This window comes from Thermomonas alba (genome assembly GCF_022419205.1).
GTDB classification, from domain to species: domain Bacteria; phylum Pseudomonadota; class Gammaproteobacteria; order Xanthomonadales; family Xanthomonadaceae; genus Thermomonas; species Thermomonas alba.
In genome coordinates, this window is sequence record NZ_JAJOZU010000002.1 from 392,075 (window position 1) to 412,325 (window position 20,251).

The following is a 20,251-nucleotide window of genomic DNA, read 5'->3' on the forward strand; positions in this document are numbered from 1 at the left end:
GCCGTACTGGGGGTGACCCGATCAAGTCGCTCCCCGATACTCGCTTGGTTGATCGGGTCACCCTCAGTACGGCGCCCGCTGGATTCCTGGCGGTGGGTCAAAGCTGCTCCACCACGATGTTGCGGTTGGTGTAGATGCAGATGTCGCCAGCGATGTTCAGCGCCTCGGTGGCGATGGCCCTGGCGTCGAGCTGGGTATGCGCCAGCAGCGCGCGCGCGGCGGACAGCGCGTACATGCCGCCGGAGCCGATCGCGATCAGGCCGTCCTCCGGCTCGATCACATCGCCGGTGCCGGAGATCACCAGCGAGGTGTCGGCGTCGGCCACCGCCAGCAGCGCTTCGAGCTTGCCGAAGCGGCGTTCGGTGCGCCAATCCTTGGCCATCTCCACCGCCGCGCGGGTGAGTTGGCCATGCTTCTCCAGCTTGGCTTCGAACAGCTCGAACAGGGTGAACGCATCCGCCGCGGCGCCGGCGAACCCGGCCAGCACGCGGCCGTCCTTGCCGAGCCGGCGCACCTTGCGCGCGTTGGCCTTCATCACCGTGTGGCCGAGCGTGACCTGACCATCACCGGCGATCACCACCTGGCCGTTACGGCGCACCGAGACGATGGTGGTGGCGTGGAACACGTGCGGGTTCTGGCTGGGATCCATCGCAATCTCCTTGGGGCGCGAGTAGGAGATGTGGGGGTGAGGCGGCGGCCATTCAAGCGCGGGCACTCAGGCGTCGGCATCAGCGCTTGCGGCGCGCGCGCGGATGCGCGGCGTCGTACACCTTCGAAAGGTGCTGGAAATCGAGGTGGGTGTAGATCTGGGTGGTGCTGATGTCGGCGTGCCCCAGCAGCTCCTGCACGCCGCGCAGGTCGCCGGAGGATTCCAGCACGTGGCTGGCGAAACTGTGCCGCAGCAGGTGCGGATGGATGCGCTTGAACATGCCCTGGCGCTGCGCCAGCTGCTTGAGCCGCAGCTGGATCGCGCGCCCGCTGATGCGCGCGCCGCCGCGCCCGGGGAAGACGAAGCCGTCCGCGGCGCCGCCGCTATCGTCGCGCCAGGCCAGCAGGGCCGCGCGTGCGTGCGAGCCGACCGGCACGATGCGCTGCTTGCGGCCCTTGCCGAGCACCGTGACCAGTCCGCTGTCGAAATCCAGGTCCTGCCAGCGCAGCGCACAGACTTCCGACAGGCGCAGGCCGGAGGAATACAGCAGCTCCAGCAGAGCGCGATCACGCAGGCCCAGCGGCGCATCGGTGGGCAGCGTCACCAGCTGCACCGCCTCGTCCACGTCGAGCACCTGCGGCAGCTTGCGCGCGGCTTTGGGCGCACGGATGCCGGCGCAGGGGTCGCGTGCGATGCGGCCATGCCGCAGCAGCCAGCGGTACAGGCTGCGGCAGGCCGACAGCCGCCGCTGCAGCGATTTCGGGGACAGTCCGCGGCGATGCTCGGCGGCGACGAAGGCGCGGATGTCGGCCTCCTCCAGCGCCAGCACGTCGCGTTCGCCGGCCCACTGCGCGAGCGCGGCCAGATCGCGCCGGTAGGCGTCGAGGGTATGCGCGGAGGCCCGTTTCTCGACCGCAAGATAGGCCAGGAACTCGTCGATCGCGCTCATCGCGGGTTGCCTGTCGGGCTGGTGCCGGTCTCAGCCGTCGAATCGCCGCAGCGCCGTCGTCAGCGCCTCGCCCAGCATGCGCAGGAACAGCGTGCCCATGCCCGGGAAGAAGCGGTTTGGGTCGAAGCTGCCCACGGCCACCAGGCCGATCCCATGCAGCGACAGCAGCGCCGAGCTTTGCACTTCGCCCGCGCGCGCGCCGTACAGCAGCGCGTGCTTGTCCGGCTGCAGGCGGCCGCAGACCGGATCGCCGCTGGCCAGCAGGTCGCGGAAGCCGGCCAGGCGCGGATCGTCCTCGGCGATCACCTGCAGCCAGTCGGCATCCTCCAGCCCGGCCACCGGATGGAATGCGACCACCCGCACCAGGTCGCTCTGGAAGTCCTCGCGCAGGCTGGCCACCAGCGCGCGCCAGGTATCCGCAGCGGTGCGCTGCTTCATCAGGGCCAGCGTCAGTTGATGCATGCGCACGGCCAGCCGCTCGTTTTCCTGGGCGTTGGCGAACAGTTCGTGCAGGCGGCGGGTGAGCTCGCGGTTCTTGTCGCGCAGGATCTCCAGCTGGTAGCTGGCCAGCGATGCCGCCGGGCCGTTCTCACGCGGCACCACCAGCGCCAGCGCGAGATCCGGGAACTGCTGCAGAAAGGTGGGATGCCGGCGCAGCCAGGCCGCCACTTCGTGCGCGCTCAGCTTCTCGGTGATGCCGTCGAACTCCTTGCTCACGGGATGTCTCCTTCGAAGACGAATGCGGCCGGGCCGGCCATCCACAGGTGGCCGTCGGCACGTTGCCGGATGTGCAGCTCCCCGCCCGCCAGCGCGACCGTCACGCCGTCGGCCGCGCGCACGCGGCCGCGACGCTTCAGGATCGCCACCGCGGCGCAGGCGCCGCTGCCGCAGGCCAGGGTTTCGCCGGCGCCGCGTTCATACACCCGCAGGCGCAGGCGGTCGGGCGCCAGCACCTGGGCGAAGCCGACGTTGACCGACTGCGGAAACGCCGGGTGTCGCTGCAGGGCCGCGCCGATGCCGGCGACGTCCGCGGCGTCCACCGCGTCCACTTCCAGCAGCGCATGCGGGTTGCCCATCGAAACGGCGCCGACGGCAAGCGTGTGGCCGTCCAGCTGCAGCGGATAGGTCGCCTGCGCCTGTGTAAAGCCGCGTAGCGGGATGTCCGCCGGGGAAAAGCGCGGCGCGCCCATGTCGATCACGAAGCGGCCCTGCGCGTCGCGCTCCACCGGGTGCCGCCCGGCCGGGCTTTCGATCATGAAGGCCGCTTGCGCCGGCGCCGCGTTCACACGCACCAGCCAGGCCGCGACGCAGCGCGCGCCGTTGCCACACTGGCCGGCCACGCTGCCATCCGCATTCCAAATGCGATAGGAGGCTACCGCCTGCGGCGTGCGCGCCGGTTCGATCGTCAGCAGCTGGTCGCAGCCGATGCCGAAGTGACGGTCGGCGATCCGCGCGCATTCATCGGGCGAAGGCGGGGCGCGGCCGTCGCGCAGATCCAGCACGACGAAGTCGTTGCCGGCGCCGTGCATCTTCCAGAAATGCATGGCGGTCGCACTCAGCCGCTTGCGGGAGCCGCGTCGGGGGATGGCGATGCCGGTTTGTCCGGCAGCACCAGCGCCCCCTTGTTGCCGCAGCCAGCGAGCAGGCAGGAGGCGAGCAGGAGCAGAGCGAAGCGTCGGATCATGTCCGCAGTGTACTCAGCGCGCGTGCGGCTGTCGCGGCTCCGGGCGCCGCCACAGCCAGAGCAGCACCAGCGCCATCACCGCATCCACCGCCGCTGCCATCCATGGGCGTGGCGCGGTGAACCAGACGCCGAGAGCAGAGGCCGCCATCATCACCGTGGCCAGCCATTTGGCGCGCCGGCTCACGCTGCCGTCGCGCTCCCAGTCCAGGATCGCGCGGCCGAACTGCGGATGCCGCAGCAGCCAGGCGCGCAGGCGCTGCGAGCCGCGCGCGGCGGCAAACGCCGAGACCAGGATGAACGGCACCGTCGGCATCACCGGCAGCAGCGCGCCGAGGATGCCCAGCAGCAGACTGACCCACGCCAGCAGCGCCCACAGCCAGCGCGTCACCGGCATGATCTGTGTGGCCGGCGGAGGGTCGTCATGCGCGGGCGCCATCATCGACGCCCAGTTGCGCCAGCAGGAAAGCGTACATTTCGGCCAGCTCGCGGTAGCGGCGGAAGCGCCCGGACTTGCCGCCGTGGCCGGCGTCCATGTTGGTGCGGAACACCAGCGGCCGCCCGGAAGTGTCCAGCGTGCGCAGCCGCGCCACGTACTTGGCCGGCTCCCAGTACTGCACCTGCGAATCCCACAGCCCGGTGCCGACGAACATCGCCGGATACGCCTGCGCGCGCAGGTTGTCGTAGGGCGAGTAGGACAGCATGTACCGGTAGTACTCCGGCTGCTCCGGGTTGCCCCACTCGTCGTACTCGTTGGTGGTCAGCGGGATGCTGGGGTCGAGCATGGTCGTCACCACGTCCACGAACGGCACCTGCGACAGGATCACCCGGTACTTCTCCGGCGCCATGTTCGCGATCGCGCCCATCAGCAGACCGCCGGCGCTGCCGCCGTAGGCGGCCACCCGGTCGGGCGCGGCATAGCCCTGTTGCACCAAAAAATCGGTGACGTCGATGAAGTCGGTGAAGGTGTTCCGCTTGTTCAGCAGCTTGCCATCTTCATACCAGCGCCGCCCCAGTTCCTGGCCGCCGCGGATGTGGGCGATGGCATAGGCCATGCCACGGTCGAGCAGGCTGATCACGGTCGGCGAGAACGTCGGGTCGATCGACAGCCCGTAGCTGCCGTAGCCGTATTGCAGCAGCGCGCCGCGGCCGTCCTTGCAGAAATCCTTGCGGTACACCACCGACACCGGGATGCGGCTGCCGTCGCGCGCCGTCGCCCACAGGCGCTCGGTGACGTACTGCGCCGGGTCGTAGCCTGGCACCGGCTGGCGCTTGAGCAGACGGCGCTCGCCGGTGTGCACGTTCGTCTCGTACACCGTGGCCGGGGTGGTGAGCGAGGTGTAGGTGTAGCGCAGCCACGGGGTGTCCGGCTCGCTGTTGATCGCCAGCTCGATCGCGTAGGCCGGCTCGTCCACCGCGATCAGGGTGCTGCGGCCATCTGCATGCAGGATACGCAGACGCTGCTGGGCCTGGGCGCGCTCGGCGATCGCGATGAAATCGGTGAACAGCGCGAAATCGTCGATGAAGACCTCCTCGCTGTGCGCCGCCAAGGGCTGCCAGTGCGCGCGCGTAGTGGCCTCGTCGGTGGCGGTGACCAGCTTGAAGTTGGTCGCGCCGTCGGCGTTGGTGCGGATCACCCAGCGCCCGCCGAGATGATCGGCGTCGTATTCCAGGCCGCGCTCGCGTGGGCACAGCACGCGCAGCGCGTGCGGCGCCTGCAGCGGCGCATAGCGCACTTCGTCGGACACCGTGCTGCTGGCATGGACCAAGAGGTAGCGCTCATCGCGGCTGCGGGCGATCCCGAGGTAGTAGCTGTCGTCCGCTTCCTCGTACAGCAGGGCATCCGTCGCCGGGGTGTCGCCGAGCCTGTGCGCTTTGACGCGCTTGCTGAGCAGGGTCTCGGGATCGTTTTCGACGTACACCAGAGTGCGCGAGTCGGCGGCCCAGACCAGCTCCGGCGCGACGCCGGAGATGACATCCGGCAGCACCTGCCCGCTCTCGAGATCGCGCAGGCGGATCACGTACTGGCGGCGGCCGTTGGTGTCCTCGGTCCAGGCCAGCAGGCGGCCGTCCGGGCTGACTTCGTAGCTGCCGATGCTGTAGTAGGCGTGCCCCGCGGCGAGCGCGTTCACATCCAGCAGCACCTGCTCACCTCGGAAGTCGCCGGCGGCGTTGGCAGCGAGAATGCTCGTCGCGTCCACGCCCGCACCGTCCGCACGGCGGGCGTGGATCGGATAGTCCTTGCCCGCCTCGAAGCGGCTGTAATACCACCAGCCGTGCTCGCGGAACGGCACGCTGGCATCGTCCTGCTGGATGCGCCCGGTGAACTCGGCGTACAGCGCCTCCTGCAGCGGCGCCAGCGGCGCCAGCACGGCGTCGGCGTAGGCATTCTCGGCCTGCAGGTAGCCGATCACCTCGGGATCCTGGCGCGCGTCATCACGCAGCCAGTAGTAGGGGTCCTCGCGGGTGGCGCCGAACGGCGCGGTCACCGCGTGCGGGCGCTGCGGCGCGACAGGTGGCAGTGCAGTGGCAGGGGGGAAAGCCATCATCGAAGCGGAACCTCGAATGCAGGACGAGACGGGGACGGCGCGCGACCGGCGCCTCAGCGCGCCAGTCGCTGCCACAGGAAGGTGTAGGCCAGCGCGGCCATGTGCGCGGCCTGCGCGTTGTCGGCGGCGCCGCCGTGGCCACCCTCGATGTTCTCGTAGTAGTGCACGTCTTTGCCGGCCGCTTCCATCTTCGCCATCATCTTGCGCGCGTGCCCCGGGTGCACGCGGTCGTCCTTGGTCGAGGTCAGCAGCAGCGTCGGCGGGTACGTGCGCGCCGGGTCGAACAGGTGGTAGGGGCTGAAGGTCTGGATGAACTCCCAGTCCGCGGTGTCGGGATCGCCGTATTCGGCCATCCACGAGGCGCCGGCCAGCAGGTGGCTGTAGCGCTTCATGTCCAGCAGCGGCACCTGGATCACGATCGCGCCGAACTTCTCCGGGTACTGGGTGAGCATGTTGCCCATCAGCAGGCCGCCGTTGCTGCCGCCCATCGCGCCCAGGTGCGCGGGCGAGGTGATCCCGCGCGCCACCAGGTCGTCGGCGACCGCGGCGAAATCTTCGTAGGCCTTGTGGCGGTTGGCCTTGAGCGCGGCCTGGTGCCAGCGCGGGCCGTACTCGCCGCCGCCGCGGATGTTGGCCAGCACGTACACCCCGCCTTTCTCCAGCCAGCCCTTGCCGATCGCGCCGGAATAGGTTGGCGTCATCGAGATCTCGAAGCCGCCGTAGCCGTACAGCAGGGTCGGCGCCTGGCCGTCGAACTTCAAATCCTTCGGTCGCACCAGGAAGTAAGGCACGCGGGTGCCGTCCTGGCTGGTGGCGAAGTGCTGCTCGATCACGTCGCGGCTGGCGTCGAAGAAGGCGGGATTGGACTTCAGCACCTCGGGCGCCTTGCCGACCTCGGCCAGCGAGAGCGTGGTGGGGGTGAGGAAATCGGTGGCGGTCAGCCACACCGCGTTGCTGGCGTCCGGATCGACCGCGCTCACGCTCACGCTGCCGATCGCCGGCGCGCCGACGAAGGCCGAAGCCGTCCATCCGGCCTTGCCGGGCGTCAACACCGACAGGCGGTTCTTGACGTCCTCCATCACGTTGAGGATCAGATGGTCCTTGGTCCACGTGTAGCCGGCCAGCGCGGCCTTGTCGGTCGGCTCGAACAGCGCGCTGAAGTCGCGCTTGCCGGCCATGAAGTCATCGAAGCGGGTGGCGATCAGCGCGCCTGCCGGATAGGTCTTGCCACCTGCGGTGTAGGGCTCGCGCAGCTCCAGCAGCAGCCAGTCCTTGTGCACGCTCTTCTGCGCGCTGTTGGGCGCGTCGATCTTGCGCAGCCGGCCGTTCTCGTCGCGTAGATACAGTTCATCGTTGTAGAAGGCCAGGGTGCGGCTGACGAAATCGCGCTGGTAGCCCGGCGTGTGGTCGCGCAGGGCCGCGATATACATGTCGTCCGGTTTGCCCTCGTACACGACGCTGGCCGCCGCCAGCGGAGTGCCGCGCTTCCACTGCTTGACGATCCGCGGATAGCTGGAGCTCGTCAGGCTGCCAGGGCCGAAGTCGGTGTACACGTACACGGTGTCTTCGTCGATCCAGGCCAGCCCGCCCTTGGCCTCCGGGCGGAAGAAGCCGTCCTTGACGAACTGCTTGGTGGTGAGGTCGAACTCGCGGGTGACGTCGGCATCCGAGCCGCCGGGCGAGAGCGCGATCAGGCAGCGCTCGTATTTCGGACGCAGGCAGTCGGCGCCGTGCCAGACCCACTGGGTGCCTTCGGCGGCGTTCAGCGCGTCGAGGTCGAGCACCGTCTCCCAGCGCGGCGCGGGCTTGCGGTATTCCTCCAGGGTGGTGCGCCGCCACAGGCCGCGCGGATGCTCGGCGTCCTTCCAGAAGTTGTAGTAGTAGGCGCCGATCTTCTCGACCGAAGGGATCTTGGCATCGGAATCGAGGATCGCGCGGATCTGCCCCTCCAGCACCTTGAACGCGGGGGTGCCGGCGATCTCGGCTTCGGTCCTGGCGTTGCGTTCGCGCACCCAGTCCAGCGCCTTGGCCCCGTGTACGTCTTCCAGCCAGAGGTAGGGATCGTCACCGGACGACGTCTGCGCGGAAGCAGCGGTGGTCATGGCCAGGCTGGCGATCAGGGCGGCGTGGGTAAGCTGGGACATACGCAGGAATCTTCCGTTCGGCGTGGGAGCCGAACGCTAGCACAGGCCCACGTGCGTCGATGAACGCAAGGTTCAGCGGCGCCGCGCCAGCCGCCGCGCCTGCGCGCGCCGCGGTCGCGGCAGACGCAGCGAAGGCCGCGGCAAGGGGCACCCGCGCAGGCTCCACCAGGCCGCCAGCGGCATCCCCACCAGCCACAGCGGGTGCCAACCGAACAGGGCGCTGTGGCCGCGCGCGGCAGGCAGCAGCAAAACCATCGACGTGCCAAGGATGACCAGATGGCGCAGGCAGGTATCGAGATCGCGGTGGGTCATGGCAGCGGCTCCGTGGGCGATGACGCACAGGCTGCCGCGCTGCCATCTCACGGATTGCGACCGCCCACCGCTGCTCAGAATCCGGCCGCCGCCAGCGCCTTCTCCGCCTCGCGGCGGCCGATGTCGATCAGCTCGGAGGCGCGCCAGAACTCATAGAACAGGCAGGCATCGCGCGGGATCTGGATCAGCAGGTCGGGCGGATCCAGCGCCAGCTGCACGCGCGAGATGCGCCCCTGCATGGTGTCCAGTGCGCGCGCCACGACATCGGCCAGGCCCAGTCGTTGGCGTGTGCCGGCACGGCTGTCTTCGCCAAGCCGCATCTCCAGCCAGCGGCTGAGCAGCCCCGGCTCGGGTTCGGCTCGCCCGGGTTCGGCTCGCTCGAGTGCGGCGCGTTCGTGGTCGGGCAGATCCTGACGCACCGGCGGAAAGCCGTTGAGATCGACGGCGATCACCCGCCGCGAACCGAACAGGCGCGCTGCAGTGATCGGCAGTGGCGACAGCAGCCCGCCATCCACCAGCGCCATTTCGCCCATCATCAGCGGGGTGAAGATGCCGGGGATCGCGAACGAGGCGCGCAGGGCATCCCAGAGATCGCCCTGGCGTAGCCACACCTCGCGCTGCCGGTACAGGTCCACCGCCACCGCGGTGAAATCGAGCGGCAGGTCCTCGATCCGCGGCTCACCGATCAAGGCGCGCAGGGTTTGCACCAGGCGGCTGCCGGTAAACATCGCCGGCCGGCCGAGACCGGGGTCCAGCAGGCGCAGCATTTCGTTACGCGAGGTGCGGCACATCCAGTCGCGCAACAGTTCCAGCTTGCCGGCCGCGAATGCCCCGCCGACCAGCGCGCCGCACGAAGTGCCGGCGACGGCCTCGATGTACAGCCCATGCGCCTGCAGCACCTCGATCACGCCGATCTGCGCCAGACCGCGCGCGCCGCCACCGCCGAGGGCGAGCGCAACGGCCTGCTGCGGTGGGGTGGCGGGCGCGGGAGCCGATGCGGGATCGCTCATGCCTCGTCGTCCTGATGGTTCGAGAGTGCCAGCTGCAGGTGCGCGCGCAGCTGCTCGCGCAGGGCGCGCGGCTCCACGATTTCGGCGTCGGCGCCATATTGCAGCACGTCCATCAGCAGCTCGCGCGGCACCGAATACGGCAGCTTCAGCTCGTAGCGCCCGTCCGGTAAGAAGCGGCCCTGCTGCTGCGAATGCCAGCGCTCGTCCGCCACCCAGCGCGCAGCCTTGGCCGAGAAGCGGATGGTGGCCCAGCCCTTGGGCGGGCCGGAAAAGATGCCGTAGCCGGCGGCCAGGTGCGCATCCAGGGTTGCTTCGTCCACGTCGCGCGCGGCCTCGTCGAGCCGGCGCGGACTGGCGATGCGGTCGATCGAGAAGCTGCGCAGAGCGTCGCGGTCCTCGTCCCAGGCGTCGAGGTACCAGTTGTCGCGGTAGTGGGTGAGCCGCTGCGGGCTGACCCGTCGCCGGGTCGTCTCGTCGGTGGTGCGCGCGCGGTAGTCGAACGCCAGCTGATGCCGGTCCAGCACCGCCGAGGCGACGATCCGGAACACGTGCTCGTCCATCCGCCGGCCACGGTGAGGAATCACCCGCACCCGCTCCAGGGGCCAGCGCTTGCCGCCGGACTGCGCCTCCAGCAGCTTCTCCACCCGCTGCTGCAGCGGCGCCAGCGCCGACGACAGCATGCCGCCGCTGCTGCGCGCCAGCAGCTGCTGCGCGGCCAGCAGCGCGTGCAGCTCCTCCGAGCTCAGCCACAGTCCCGGCAGCTCGAAGCGCTCGGCCTCGGCCTTGTCGTAGAGAAAGCCGGCCTCGCCGTCGCCGATCACCGGCGCCATCAGCGCATCGCGCAGGAACGCGATATCGCGGTACACGGTGGCGCGCGAGCAGCCCAGGGCGTCCTGCAGATAGGCGACGGTCACCGGCCGGCGCGCGGCGCGCAGGTGACGATCCAGGGCGATGATGCGTTCGTAGCGGTCCATGCCTGGATTATGCGGCAGCCGGCAGTGGGCGCGGGGCTCAGTGGCAGGTGGTCGTGGATTCGCTAGACTCACCGGCAGTTTCCGTCCGTCGCGCGTCGCATGCCACCGCTGTTATGGCTGGTGCTGGCCGCACCGCCGACCGCCCTCGCCGCTCCCCCGTTGCCGGTGCTGCAGCCGGAGGTGGCGCAACGTCTGCTCGATCCACCGGCCTGTCTTGCGCCGCGCTGCGTGAACGGAGAATGGGTGGTGGAGGCGATGCCGGAGATTCCACGCGGCCAGCGCCGGGTCGGCCCGGACGACCTGCCCGGCGGCGGTGGCCGCCTGCACGTGCCCGGCACTGCCCGCGACTGGGTGAAGGCGCAGGGCAGCAATGCGCGGGTGGGCATGCAGTACGGCCTGCAGGCGCTGCAGACGCGCGCCACCAGCGTGAAGCTGGCGCTGGATACCGGCTATCGCCTGAAGCCGTATGCCGACGATGGCATCGCCGGCACCGGTCCGATCCTGCGCGGCCAGCTGGAATGGAGTCAGGCGTTGGGGCAGCGCGCGCGGCTATCGCAGGTGACCCGGCTGGAAGCCGGGCAGCGCGGCGCGTTCCTGCGCAACAGCCTGCTGCTGAACGTGCAGTTGCGGCCGGCGCTGACCCTGAGCTCCGGCGTCGAGCTGCGCCGCGACCGCGACCTGGCCGGGCGCGATCAGACCGACGCCACCGTGAAGCTGAAGTACGCGTTCTGAAGCAGGTGCCGCGGACGCGGTGGCCTCAGCCGACGTCGAGCAGCGCGCGCGCGCCCTGCGCCAGCAGCGCCTGCGCGACCGCCTGCCCGAGCGCCTCCGGCGCGTCCGCCGCGCCTTCCGCCTGCGCCCGCACTTGCCGGCCGTCGTCGGCGCTGCCGACCAGCCCCTGCAACTGCAGGCGGGTGCCGTGCAGGGTCGCCAGCGCCGCCACCGGCACGTGGCAGCTGCCATGCAGGGCGCGGTTCATCGCACGCTCGGCCTCCACGCAGGCGCGGGTGGGCGGATCATCCAGCGCCGCGCACAGCGCCAGGGTGGCGGCATCGTCGGCGCGGCATTCGATCGCGATCGCGCCCTGCGCCGGCGCCGGCAGCCAGTCCGGCGCGCTCAGCCGGGAGCGCACGCGCGCACCCAGCCCGAGACGCTCCAGTCCGGCGCAGGCCAGCACGATCGCGTCGTAGTCGCCGGCATCGAGCCTGGCCAGGCGGGTGTTGACGTTGCCGCGCAGGTCGCGCAGTTCGAGGTCGGGGCGCAGCGCGCGCAGCTGCGCCTGCCGGCGCAGCGAGGAGGTGCCGACCCGCGCGCCCGCCGGCAATGCCGCCAAGTCCGCGAAGCGCGGGCTGACGAAGGCATCGGCCGGGTCGTGGCGGGGCAGGATCGCGCCCAGCGCGAAGCCCGGCTCCAGCTGCATCGGCACGTCCTTGAGCGAATGCACCGCGCAGTCGGCCTCAGAGCGCAAGATTGCCAGCTCCAGCTCCTTCAGGAACAGGCCCTTGCCGCCGATCGCCGCCAGCGAGCGGTCGAGGATCTCGTCGCCGCGGGTGCTCAGCGGGACCAGTTCGATCGCAAGGCCGGGGTGCGCCTGTTGCAGGCGGGCGGCGACGTGCTCGGTCTGCCACAGGGCGAGCGGGCTCTTACGGGTGGCGATGCGCAGGCGGGTCATGCGCGGATTATCGCCCGCCGTCGCGGTTGCTGCCCGCCTTCAGGCTCACGACGGCTGCAGCTGCTGGCGTAGCTGCGCCAGGCAGCGGCGGCTGACGTCCAGCGGCTGCGCCACGTCGCGCAGGATCGCCTGCACGTGGCCATCGGGCGTGCGCCGCAGCTCCACCAGCTGCGCGCGTGCCACCAGGCAGTTGCGGTGGATGCGCAGGAAGCGGCCTTTGAACTCGGTTTCCAGCGCCTTCAGCGACTCTTCGATCAGATCCTCGCCGCGCGCGTGGTGCACGACCACGTATTTTTCATCGGCCAGCAAATAGTGGATTTCGTCCACCGGAATGCGCCGCAGGCTGCCGCGCAGGCGCGCGCACAGATGATCGCGGGACGCGGCGATGCCAGTATCGGCCCGCCCGGCGAGGAAGGTGCGCGCCTTGTCCAGCGCCTGCGCCAGGCGCTCCGCGCGCACCGGCTTGACCAGATAATCCAGCGCCCGGGCTTCGAACGCGGACAGCGCGTGCGCGTCGAATGCGGTGCAGAACACCACCGCCGGCGCCGGGGAGCACGCCGCCAGCCGGTGCGCGGTCTGGATACCGTCCAGGCCGGGCATCGCGATGTCCAGCAGCACCAGATCCGGATGCAGGCGCTGGCACGCCTCCAGCGCGGCCATGCCATCGCCCGCCTCGCCGACCACCTGCACCCCGGGCTGCGCGTCCAGCAGCGTGCGCAGCCGCGCGCGCGCCAGCGGCTCGTCATCGACGATCAAGACCTTCAGCGGTCGCGTGGCCATCCGCCCTCCCTCCGACGCCGATTGCCACTCCCGCGGCGATGGTAGCCGCAGTGCGGCGGAGACGTCATCCGGCGTGCAGGCGGGCCGTCATCCAATCGCCGAGGTCGGCGATCTCCTGCGCGCACACCGCGTGCTGCATCGGGTAGCGGTGGAAGTCGACCCTGAAGCCGAAGCTCTGCAGCGTCTGCGCGGCCTGTTCCCCGGCCGTCAGCGGCACCACCGGGTCGAACCTCCCATGCGCCATGAACACCGGCTGCGTGGTCGCCTGCGGCTGCAGGCGTTCGCGCGCGATCGGCGCCGGCAGCGGCAGGTAGGTGGACAGCGCGATCAAGCCCGCCAGCGGCGCCTGCCGCGCCAGCCCGGCCGCCAGGGTGATCGCCCCACCCTGCGAGAATCCGGCCAGCAGCAGGCGCTGCGGCGGGATCCCGCGCCCCGCCTCGCGCGCGATCAGCGCCTCCACCTGCGCGATCGAGGCCGCCACGCCGTCGAGATCGGCGCGCTGGGCGAGGTCGAGATCGCGGATGTCGTACCAGGCGCGCATGCGCATGCCGCCGTTGATCGTCACCGCGCGCAGCGGCGCGTGCGGGAACACGAAGCGCAGCGGCGGCCAGGTCGCGCGCACCAGCTCCGGCACGATCGGCGCGAAATCGTGGCCGTCGGCGCCCAGCCCGTGCAGCCACAGCACGCTCCACTGCGGATCGGGCGCGGTTTCGAGTTCGACGGTGTCCAGCGGCATGTGTGGCTCCTGCGGTTGCGGCATCTCAGCATGTCGGCGCGGCCAGGCCCGCGGTTGGCCGCGAAGCCATGGCGCTGGCGGCGCTGCGCGGCGGGCTCAATACGGCGTGCCGTCCTTGTGGGTGAACACCCAGTGGCCATCCACCTCGCGGGCGTGCAGATCATCGTCCGGATAGTGCACTTCATCGCCGGGCGTGCGGTCGCCGATTTCCAGATACAGCACGTCCTGGTCGGAGTCGTTCACCAGGTGGTGGGCATCGTTGCTGCCGGCCTTGAACCCGGCGCACATGCCGGGCGCCAGCCGCTGCGCGCCGGCATTGGTGTACAGGGTCGGGTGCCCTTCCAGCACGTAGATGAACTCGTCCTGGCGCGCATGCGCATGGCGCAGCGCGGACTTGGCGCCGGGAGCCAGGCGGGTCAGGTTGACGCCGAAATGGGTGAGCCCGAACAGCGCGCCGAGCATTTTCTTGTCGCGGCCTTCGAAGCCGCTGGCGAACGCAGCGGGGTACACGCTGCGCACGCTGCGGCTTGGGGCGTCGAGTGCGCGGATGGCGGCGGCCGGAGGGATGGCGGAATCGGACATGGTGGCGGCGTGGCGGCGAGGCGACGTTGGTGGGCCCACCAGGACTCGAACCTGGAACCAAGGGATTATGAGTCCCCTGCTCTGACCATTGAGCTATAGGCCCGTGCCGCTGATTGTAAGGGCCACCAATGCGAAACCCGCCAGTGGGCGGGTTTCGCGGGAGCGTCTGGGCGCGCTTTCAGTCGATGTCGAGGAAGCTGCGCAGCATTTCCGATCGGCTCGGGTGGCGCAGCTTGCGCAGGGCCTTGGCCTCGATCTGGCGGATGCGTTCGCGGGTGACGTCGAATTGCTTGCCGACCTCTTCCAGTGTGTGGTCGGTGTTCATGTCGATGCCAAAGCGCATGCGCAGCACCTTGGCTTCGCGCGGGGTCAGCCCGGCCAGCACGTTGCGCACGGTCTCGACCAGATTGATGTCGGTGGTGGCCTCCATCGGGGACATCGCATTGGTGTCCTCGATGAAGTCGCCGAGGTGGGAATCCTCGTCGTCGCCGATCGGCGTCTCCATCGAGATCGGCTCCTTGGCGATCTTGAGCACCTTGCGGATCTTGTCCTCGGGCATGTCCATCTCTTTGGCCAGCTCTTCCGGCGTCGGCTCACGGCCGAACTGCTGGAGCATCTGGCGCGAGATGCGGTTGAGCTTGTTGATGGTCTCGATCATGTGCACCGGGATGCGGATGGTGCGCGCCTGGTCGGCGATCGAGCGGGTGATGGCCTGGCGGATCCACCACGTGGCGTAGGTCGAGAACTTGAACCCGCGGCGGTGTTCGAACTTGTCCACCGCCTTCATCAGGCCGATGTTGCCTTCCTGGATCAGGTCGAGGAACTGCAGGCCGCGATTGGTGTATTTCTTGGCGATCGAGATCACCAGGCGCAGGTTGGCCTCGACCATCTCCTTCTTGGCCTTGCGTGCCTTGGTTTCACCCATGGTCAGCGCGCGGTTGATCTCCTTGAGCTCGGCCAGGGTGACGTGCGTGGTCTTTTCCAGCGCCAGCATGGCCTGTTGCTCGGCGATGATCTGGTCTTTCACGTCGCGCAGCGCGCTGCCCCACTTCTGCTTGCGCTTGAGCAGCTCGTCCACCCATTCGAGGTTGCCCTGATTGCCTTCCCAGGCCTTCAGGAAGTCCTTGCGCGGCATTTTCGCGACATTGGTGCACAGATCGAGGATGCGGCGCTCGTGCTCCTTGACCGCATTCACGGAGTCACGCAGGTTTTTGACCAGCGCATCGGTCAGCGGCAGCGGCAGCTTGAAGGTGACGAAGATGGCTGCCATCTCCTCGCGCGCTTTCAGGGTCGCCTTGGCGGTCGAGCCGCCCTTGGCCCAGGCTTTCTCGAAGCGCGCATAGGCGGCGGCGAGCGCTTCCATGCGGGTGGCGACTTCGGCCGGATCCGGACCGGTCGGCGCCGGCTCCTCGACCTCGCTGGGCGCCTCCTCCTCGTCCTCGTCTTCGATGTCGTCGCTGGCTTCGAGTTCGGCGATCGGGAGGTCTTCCTCCGGCGCCGGCTCTTCGTCATTGAAGCCGACCACGATCTCGACCAGGCGCTTCTTGCCGGCCTTGTGCAGCGCGTAATCCTCCAGCAGCTGCCGGATCGAGGGCGGGTAGCTGGCCAGGGCGGCGTTCATCTGCGCCAGGCCTTCCTCGATGCGCTTGGCAATGGCGATTTCACCCTCGCGGGTGAGCAGGTCCACCGTGCCCATCTCACGCATGTACATGCGCACCGGGTCGGTGGTGCGGCCGCCTTCGGCATCCAGCGAGGACAGCGCCGCTGCCGCCTCCTCGGCCGCGGTTTCGTCCACTTCGCGGCCACCGGTCTGTTGCCCGGTCAGCAGCAGGGTCTCGACATCCGGCGCCACTTCATGGACTTCGATGCCCATGCCGTTGATCATGCTGATGATGTCTTCCAGCTGTTCCGGATCCACCATGTCGTCGGACAGGTGGTCGTTGACCTCGGTGTAGGTCAGGTAGCCTTGTTCCAGACCCTTGCTGATCAGGGACTTGAGGTCGGACTGAGGGGCGGCGGACTGACGGTCGTTGGCCATGGAAGCGATACCCTGTGGACGGTCTGCGGGGACGCAGGAAAGAACCTAGTATTATACTGCGCAGTCGGCGACTTCGCTGACGCAGGCCTGAAATCACGGCCGCAGCAGAAACGTGACGGGGCCGTCGTTGACCAGGCTCACCTGCATATGGGCACCGAACCGTCCGGTTTCCACCCTGGCCGGGTGCAGGGCGCGGCAGAGCGTCACCAGGCGTTCGAACTCGCGGCGGGCCAGCTCCGGCGGCGCCGCACTGCTGAAGCTGGGGCGCATGCCGCCGCGGGTGTCGGCGGCGAGGGTGAACTGGCTGACCAGCAACAAGCCGCCGCCGGTATCGGCCAGCGAGCGGTTCATCCGGCCATCCGCATCCTCGAAGACGCGGTAGCCCAGCAGCCGCTGCGCCAGCCGGCGCGCCTGCGGCTCGCCGTCGCCGGGCTCGATCCCGACCAGCGCCAGCAATCCGGGGCCGATCGCGCCCACGACCGTGTCATCGACGGTCACCCGGGCTTCGGTCACGCGTTGGATCAGGGCCAGCATGCCGGCATTGTAGGCGCGCCCACCTACAATGCTGCCGATGACGGAATATTTGGCAGCCCTGCTATATGCCTCCGCCTGGCTGGCGGCGCGCCTGCCGTGGCCGCTGCTGCGCGCGCTGGCCGACGCCCTGGCCTGGCTGTGGCAGCGCCTGGACGCCCGCGAGGCGCGGGTGGCGCGGCGCAATCTGGAGCTCATCCGCCCGACCCTGGCGCCTGCCGAGCGCGAGCGCCTGGTGGGCGAGATCGTGCGCACCACCACCCGTCAGGCGCTGGAAACCCTGCGGCTGTGGACGCGCCCGCCCGCGCACAACCTGGCCGATATCGTCGAAGTCCACGGCGAGGCGCTGTTCGATGCCGCCCTGCGCAGCGGACGCGGGCTGATCGTGGCCGCCCCGCACCTGGGCAACTGGGAGCTGCTGAACCAGTGGCTGGCGCACAAGACCCCACTGGCGATCCTGTATCGCCCGCCGGAATCGGCCGTGGGCGAAGCCTTCCTGCGCCGGGTGCGCGCGCGCGCCGGCGGCCAGGTGGAGCAGGTCCGCGCCGAAGCGGCGGGCGTGCGTACCCTGCTCAAGCGCTTGCAGAAGGGCGGCGTGGTCGGGATCCTGCCCGACCAGCAGCCCAAGGCCGGGGAAGGCGAGTTCGCGCCGTTCTTCGGCAAGCCGGCGCTGACCATGACCCTGCTCGGGCGCCTGGCCCACCGCAGCGGGGCGCAGGTGCTGCTGGCCTGGTGCCGGCGCTTGCCGGGCAAGGGTGCGCCGCGGTTCGCCCTGCACATCGTCCCGGCGCCGGCGGAGGTGGCGGATGCGGATCCGGCGCGCGCGGTGGCGGCGCTGAACGCTGCGCTGGAGGCGGCGATCGGGCAGGACTTCACTCAGTACCAGTGGACCTACAAGCGCTACACCCTGCGTCCGCCCGGCAGCGGTGAGGACAACCCCTACCGCGACCTATATTGACGGCGACCGCCGTCAGCGCGGCTGATAGCGCAACTGGTGCGCCGCGGGTGGAAGCGGGCGCTGCTGCGCCGGCAGGCGAAGCCAGACCGCGGCCGGCCACACCTGCACCCAGCGCAGCCGCCACGGCTGCTGGAACAGCGGCGTGGGGGACTGCGCGGGCCGATCGGCCTCGATCACCAGCAGCCCCTGCGGATGCCGGCGCGCCCACTGCCGGGCGTCGGCCTCGTCCAGCGCCGCGACCGGCGTTCGCAGGCGGCCAGCGAAATGGAACTGCAGCTGATAGACGCCCACGTAGCCCAGCGGGCGGCCCTGCGCGGCGGCGTCGGCCAGCACGCGCGCGGTCGGGCCGAGGTCATACTGCGCGCGCAACAGGGGCGTCGCCGCCGCGTGGATCACCGCGACCGCCAGCATCAGCCCGGCCGCGTGCGCCGGCAGGCTGCGCCAGCGCCACAGGCCCAGCCCGAGCGCCAGCAGCGCGATGCCGCCCAGCGGCGCGCTGCGCTGCACCTCTGCCGGCAGCGGCGGCCAGCCGAAGGGTGCCGCGACCAACAGCGCGCCCAGCGTCACCAGCAGCAGGCCCGGCATCCAGCCCAGGCGCGGCTGACGCTCGGCGGCGGCCGCCAGCAGCAGCGCGAAGGCCGGGAAATCCGGCAGCAGGTAATAGGCCTGCTTGCCGCTGATCAGGCTGAACAGCAGCAGCACGCCGAGCAGCCAGGCCCATGGCAGGCGCAGCGCCGGATCGCGCCACAGGGCCGGCACCTGCCGCCACCACCAGGCCTGCCACCACCACGGCGCCAGCAGCACCACCAGCACCGGGAGATACCACCACCATGGCTCGGCGTGATCGAAGCTGTGCTGGATGCGTCCGGCCGTCTGGGTCACCAGCAGCGCGTGCCGATACTCGGGATCGCCCAGCAGCAGCGCCGGCACCAGCCACAACATGAACAGCCCGATGCCGCCGAGCACCGCGAGCGCGGCGTTGCGTGCGAAGCGGCGGCCGTCGGCGCGCGCCGCTGGATGCCACAGGCGCGCGGTGAGCAGCGGCACGCCCAGATGCAGCAGCACCACCGGTCCCTTGGCGAGCAGGCCGAGCCCCACCGCTAGCGCCAGGCCGCTCCAGTTCGGGCGCCAGCCATCGCCCTGCCGGCGGCACAGCGCCAGCAGCCCGCCGAGCACGGCCGCGGCCAGCGCCAGCTCGTACATCACCTGCCAGGAGAACAGCACGAAGTACCACAGCCCCGTCATCCCCCAGGCAGTGAAGGCCGCGATGCGTGGACGCTGCGGCAGCAAGCGCTGCGCCAGCAGCCCGCTCTGCACGATCACCAGCCCGGCCAGCAGCACCATCAGCAGGCGTGGCCAGACGTCGCTCACCCCGCCCACCGCCCAGCCGGCATGGATCAGCCACGGCAGCAGCGGAGTCTTGTGCGAGTACGGCGCGCCGTTGAACAGCGGCACCAGGTAGCTGCCGCGCGACCACATTTCCCAGGCCACCGCCAGGGTGCGGGTGGAATACAGCGGGATCGGGCCGTGCAGGAAGACCGAAGGCAGCGCGACCGCGAGCCAGGCCAGCAGCGGCAGCCGTAGGGCGCGCGCCGCGCGCAGTTCGTGCAGGAAGCTCATGCGGCAAAGATACTGCACCCGGGCTGCGGCCTGGGCGACAATCGCGCCGATCCATTCGCGCAAGGAACTCCGCGATGCCCGAATCCATCCTCGTCGTCGGCGGCGCCGGCTACATCGGTTCGCACATGGTCCAGCAGCTCGTGCGCGCGGGCTTCACGGTGGCGGTGGCCGACGATCTCTCCTCCGGCCGGCGCGAGGCGGTGCGCGGCGCCGCGCTGCACGTCGGCGACATCGGCGATGCCGCGTTCGTGGAGCAGGTGCTGCGCGCGCTGCGCCCGGCGGCGGTGATGCACTTCGCCAGCTTCATCCAGGTCGGCGAGTCGGTGGCCGATCCCGGCAAGTACTACCGCAACAACGTCGGCGCGACCCAGGTGCTGCTGGACGGGATGCGCGCGCATGGCATCGACCGCTTCATCTTCTCCTCCACCGCCGCGATCTTCGGCGACCCGCAGTACGTGCCGATCGACGAGGCGCATCCGAAGGCGCCGATCAATCCTTACGGCCGCAGCAAGTGGTTCGTCGAGCAGATGCTGGAAGACTACGACCGCGCCTATGGTCTGAAGTCGGTCTGCCTGCGCTACTTCAACGCCGCCGGCGCCGATCCCGAGGGCGCGCTGGGCGAGTGCCACGAGCCGGAGACGCACCTGATTCCGCTGGTGCTGCAGGTGGCCTCCAACCGGCGCCCGCATATCACGGTGTACGGCGAGGACTACCCGACCGCGGATGGCACCTGCATCCGCGATTACATCCACGTCGAGGACCTGTGCCAGGCGCACCTGCTGGCGCTGCGGCAGCTGCTGGCGGGCGGCGAGAGCGCGCGCTACAACCTCGGCAACGGCAATGGCTATTCGGTGCGCGAGGTCATCGCGGCGGCGCGGCGCGTCACCGGGCACCCGATTCCGGTGCAGATCGGCGCGCGCCGGGCCGGCGATCCGCCGGTGCTGGTGGCCGACGCCAGCGCGGCGCGGCGCGTGCTCGGCTGGCAGCCGCGGTATGCCGATCTCGACACCATCCTCGCCCACGCCTGGGCCTGGGAGCGCCGCCACGCCGAATGGCGGCGCTGAGC

Annotated in this window: 21 protein-coding genes and 1 tRNA gene; 3 read left to right on the forward strand and 19 right to left on the reverse strand. The window is 70.1% G+C overall.

Translation table 11 applies throughout. The annotated features are described in order from the left end of the window. Positions 1–97: 97 nt before the first annotated feature. From hslV to ML342_RS04315, 11 genes are all read right to left on the reverse strand, one after another. The gene (hslV, locus tag ML342_RS04265; protein ID WP_240125687.1) at positions 98–649 is read right to left on the reverse strand and encodes an ATP-dependent protease subunit HslV; all 552 of its coding nucleotides are present in this window, start codon (positions 647–649) and stop codon (positions 98–100) included. 79 nt (positions 650–728) lie between these two features. Next, on the reverse strand, positions 729–1,598 hold the full coding sequence (xerC, locus tag ML342_RS04270; protein WP_240125688.1) for a tyrosine recombinase XerC: 870 nt from the start codon (positions 1,596–1,598) through the stop codon (positions 729–731). 30 nt (positions 1,599–1,628) lie between these two features. Continuing rightward, on the reverse strand, positions 1,629–2,315 hold the full coding sequence (locus tag ML342_RS04275; RefSeq protein WP_240125689.1) for a DUF484 family protein: 687 nt from the start codon (positions 2,313–2,315) through the stop codon (positions 1,629–1,631). Continuing rightward, entirely contained in the window at positions 2,312–3,142 is an 831-nt protein-coding gene (gene dapF, locus ML342_RS04280) for a diaminopimelate epimerase (RefSeq protein ID WP_240125690.1), read from the reverse strand. The genes ML342_RS04275 and dapF overlap by 4 nt, the downstream gene beginning before the upstream one ends. 11 nt (positions 3,143–3,153) lie before the next feature. After that, a complete protein-coding gene (lptM, locus tag ML342_RS04285; RefSeq protein ID WP_240125691.1) occupies positions 3,154–3,282 on the reverse strand; it encodes an LPS translocon maturation chaperone LptM in 129 nt (42 codons plus the stop codon). A gap of 13 nt (positions 3,283–3,295) precedes the next feature. Continuing rightward, positions 3,296–3,676 (reverse strand): YbaN family protein, encoded by a 381-nt coding sequence (locus ML342_RS04290; RefSeq protein WP_240125692.1) that lies wholly within the window; start codon positions 3,674–3,676, stop codon positions 3,296–3,298. A 25-nt stretch (positions 3,677–3,701) separates the two neighbouring features. Beyond that, on the reverse strand, positions 3,702–5,825 hold the full coding sequence (locus ML342_RS04295; RefSeq protein WP_240125693.1) for a S9 family peptidase: 2,124 nt from the start codon (positions 5,823–5,825) through the stop codon (positions 3,702–3,704). Positions 5,826–5,881: 56 nt separating this feature from the next. Beyond that, positions 5,882–7,972, reverse strand: a complete 2,091-nt coding sequence (locus ML342_RS04300; protein WP_240125694.1) for a prolyl oligopeptidase family serine peptidase — start codon at positions 7,970–7,972, stop codon at positions 5,882–5,884. A gap of 72 nt (positions 7,973–8,044) precedes the next feature. Next, positions 8,045–8,284, reverse strand: a complete 240-nt coding sequence (locus ML342_RS04305; RefSeq protein WP_240125695.1) for a hypothetical protein — start codon at positions 8,282–8,284, stop codon at positions 8,045–8,047. Positions 8,285–8,358: 74 nt separating this feature from the next. Continuing rightward, positions 8,359–9,294 (reverse strand): patatin-like phospholipase family protein, encoded by a 936-nt coding sequence (locus tag ML342_RS04310; protein ID WP_240125696.1) that lies wholly within the window; start codon positions 9,292–9,294, stop codon positions 8,359–8,361. Then, a complete protein-coding gene (locus tag ML342_RS04315; protein ID WP_240125697.1) occupies positions 9,291–10,268 on the reverse strand; it encodes a helix-turn-helix transcriptional regulator in 978 nt (325 codons plus the stop codon). The genes ML342_RS04310 and ML342_RS04315 overlap by 4 nt, the downstream gene beginning before the upstream one ends. Positions 10,269–10,367: 99 nt before the next feature. Between ML342_RS04315 and ML342_RS04320 the strand changes: the two genes are divergently transcribed. Continuing rightward, positions 10,368–11,000: a DUF481 domain-containing protein gene (locus ML342_RS04320; RefSeq protein WP_240125698.1), complete on the forward strand. Its 633-nt coding sequence runs from the start codon at positions 10,368–10,370 to the stop codon at positions 10,998–11,000. Between the two features lie 25 nt (positions 11,001–11,025). On the opposite strand, the gene hemC is transcribed toward ML342_RS04320, so the two are convergent. The 7 genes from hemC to dtd form a co-directional block, all read right to left on the reverse strand. Then, positions 11,026–11,940: a hydroxymethylbilane synthase gene (gene hemC, locus ML342_RS04325; protein ID WP_240125699.1), complete on the reverse strand. Its 915-nt coding sequence runs from the start codon at positions 11,938–11,940 to the stop codon at positions 11,026–11,028. Between the two features lie 45 nt (positions 11,941–11,985). Then, entirely contained in the window at positions 11,986–12,720 is a 735-nt protein-coding gene (locus tag ML342_RS04330) for a LytR/AlgR family response regulator transcription factor (protein ID WP_240125700.1), read from the reverse strand. A 64-nt stretch (positions 12,721–12,784) separates the two neighbouring features. Beyond that, positions 12,785–13,456: an alpha/beta hydrolase gene (locus ML342_RS04335; protein ID WP_240125701.1), complete on the reverse strand. Its 672-nt coding sequence runs from the start codon at positions 13,454–13,456 to the stop codon at positions 12,785–12,787. 96 nt (positions 13,457–13,552) lie between these two features. Beyond that, positions 13,553–14,038, reverse strand: coding sequence for a cupin domain-containing protein (locus ML342_RS04340; protein ID WP_240125702.1), 486 nt, complete (start codon positions 14,036–14,038; stop codon positions 13,553–13,555). A 27-nt stretch (positions 14,039–14,065) separates the two neighbouring features. Next, positions 14,066–14,141: transfer RNA gene (locus ML342_RS04345), tRNA-Ile, on the reverse strand. Positions 14,142–14,216: 75 nt separating this feature from the next. After that, positions 14,217–16,076, reverse strand: coding sequence for an RNA polymerase sigma factor RpoD (gene rpoD, locus ML342_RS04350; protein ID WP_240125703.1), 1,860 nt, complete (start codon positions 16,074–16,076; stop codon positions 14,217–14,219). A 93-nt stretch (positions 16,077–16,169) separates the two neighbouring features. Further along, a complete protein-coding gene (dtd, locus tag ML342_RS04355; protein WP_240125704.1) occupies positions 16,170–16,610 on the reverse strand; it encodes a D-aminoacyl-tRNA deacylase in 441 nt (146 codons plus the stop codon). Between the two features lie 28 nt (positions 16,611–16,638). Here dtd and ML342_RS04360 point away from each other — a divergent pair, with 28 nt between their 5' ends. Beyond that, positions 16,639–17,565, forward strand: a complete 927-nt coding sequence (locus ML342_RS04360) for a lauroyl acyltransferase (RefSeq protein WP_240125705.1) — start codon at positions 16,639–16,641, stop codon at positions 17,563–17,565. A gap of 12 nt (positions 17,566–17,577) precedes the next feature. Here the strand turns inward: ML342_RS04360 and ML342_RS04365 are convergent, their stop codons facing one another. Beyond that, a complete protein-coding gene (locus ML342_RS04365) occupies positions 17,578–19,185 on the reverse strand; it encodes an ArnT family glycosyltransferase (protein ID WP_240125706.1) in 1,608 nt (535 codons plus the stop codon). 74 nt (positions 19,186–19,259) lie between these two features. On the opposite strand from ML342_RS04365, the gene galE reads away from it, so the two are divergent. Then, complete coding sequence (galE, locus tag ML342_RS04370) at positions 19,260–20,249, forward strand: UDP-glucose 4-epimerase GalE (protein ID WP_240125707.1); 990 nt, start codon at positions 19,260–19,262, stop codon at positions 20,247–20,249. Positions 20,250–20,251: the final 2 nt, after the last annotated feature.

Excerpts from the sequence above, each read along its gene's own strand:
- ML342_RS04305 (WP_240125695.1), bottom strand. The coding sequence starts at position 8,284 with ATGACCCACCGCGATCTCGATACCTGCCTGCGCCATCTGGTCATCCTT.
- xerC (WP_240125688.1), bottom strand. The coding sequence starts at position 1,598 with ATGAGCGCGATCGACGAGTTCCTGGCCTATCTTGCGGTCGAGAAACGG.
- ML342_RS04295 (WP_240125693.1), bottom strand. The coding sequence starts at position 5,825 with ATGGCTTTCCCCCCTGCCACTGCACTGCCACCTGTCGCGCCGCAGCGC.
- ML342_RS04320 (WP_240125698.1), top strand. The coding sequence starts at position 10,368 with ATGCCACCGCTGTTATGGCTGGTGCTGGCCGCACCGCCGACCGCCCTC.
- ML342_RS04335 (WP_240125701.1), bottom strand. The coding sequence starts at position 13,456 with ATGCCGCTGGACACCGTCGAACTCGAAACCGCGCCCGATCCGCAGTGG.
- ML342_RS04290 (WP_240125692.1), bottom strand. The coding sequence starts at position 3,676 with ATGCCGGTGACGCGCTGGCTGTGGGCGCTGCTGGCGTGGGTCAGTCTG.
- ML342_RS04330 (WP_240125700.1), bottom strand. The coding sequence starts at position 12,720 with ATGGCCACGCGACCGCTGAAGGTCTTGATCGTCGATGACGAGCCGCTG.
- galE (WP_240125707.1), top strand. The coding sequence starts at position 19,260 with ATGCCCGAATCCATCCTCGTCGTCGGCGGCGCCGGCTACATCGGTTCG.
- rpoD (WP_240125703.1), bottom strand. The coding sequence starts at position 16,076 with ATGGCCAACGACCGTCAGTCCGCCGCCCCTCAGTCCGACCTCAAGTCC.
- dtd (WP_240125704.1), bottom strand. The coding sequence starts at position 16,610 with ATGCTGGCCCTGATCCAACGCGTGACCGAAGCCCGGGTGACCGTCGAT.
- ML342_RS04315 (WP_240125697.1), bottom strand. The coding sequence starts at position 10,268 with ATGGACCGCTACGAACGCATCATCGCCCTGGATCGTCACCTGCGCGCC.
- hemC (WP_240125699.1), bottom strand. The coding sequence starts at position 11,940 with ATGACCCGCCTGCGCATCGCCACCCGTAAGAGCCCGCTCGCCCTGTGG.
- ML342_RS04365 (WP_240125706.1), bottom strand. The coding sequence starts at position 19,185 with ATGAGCTTCCTGCACGAACTGCGCGCGGCGCGCGCCCTACGGCTGCCG.
- ML342_RS04360 (WP_240125705.1), top strand. The coding sequence starts at position 16,639 with ATGCTGCCGATGACGGAATATTTGGCAGCCCTGCTATATGCCTCCGCC.
- ML342_RS04340 (WP_240125702.1), bottom strand. The coding sequence starts at position 14,038 with ATGTCCGATTCCGCCATCCCTCCGGCCGCCGCCATCCGCGCACTCGAC.
- ML342_RS04310 (WP_240125696.1), bottom strand. The coding sequence starts at position 9,294 with ATGAGCGATCCCGCATCGGCTCCCGCGCCCGCCACCCCACCGCAGCAG.
- lptM (WP_240125691.1), bottom strand. The coding sequence starts at position 3,282 with ATGATCCGACGCTTCGCTCTGCTCCTGCTCGCCTCCTGCCTGCTCGCT.
- dapF (WP_240125690.1), bottom strand. The coding sequence starts at position 3,142 with ATGCATTTCTGGAAGATGCACGGCGCCGGCAACGACTTCGTCGTGCTG.
- hslV (WP_240125687.1), bottom strand. The coding sequence starts at position 649 with ATGGATCCCAGCCAGAACCCGCACGTGTTCCACGCCACCACCATCGTC.
- ML342_RS04300 (WP_240125694.1), bottom strand. The coding sequence starts at position 7,972 with ATGTCCCAGCTTACCCACGCCGCCCTGATCGCCAGCCTGGCCATGACC.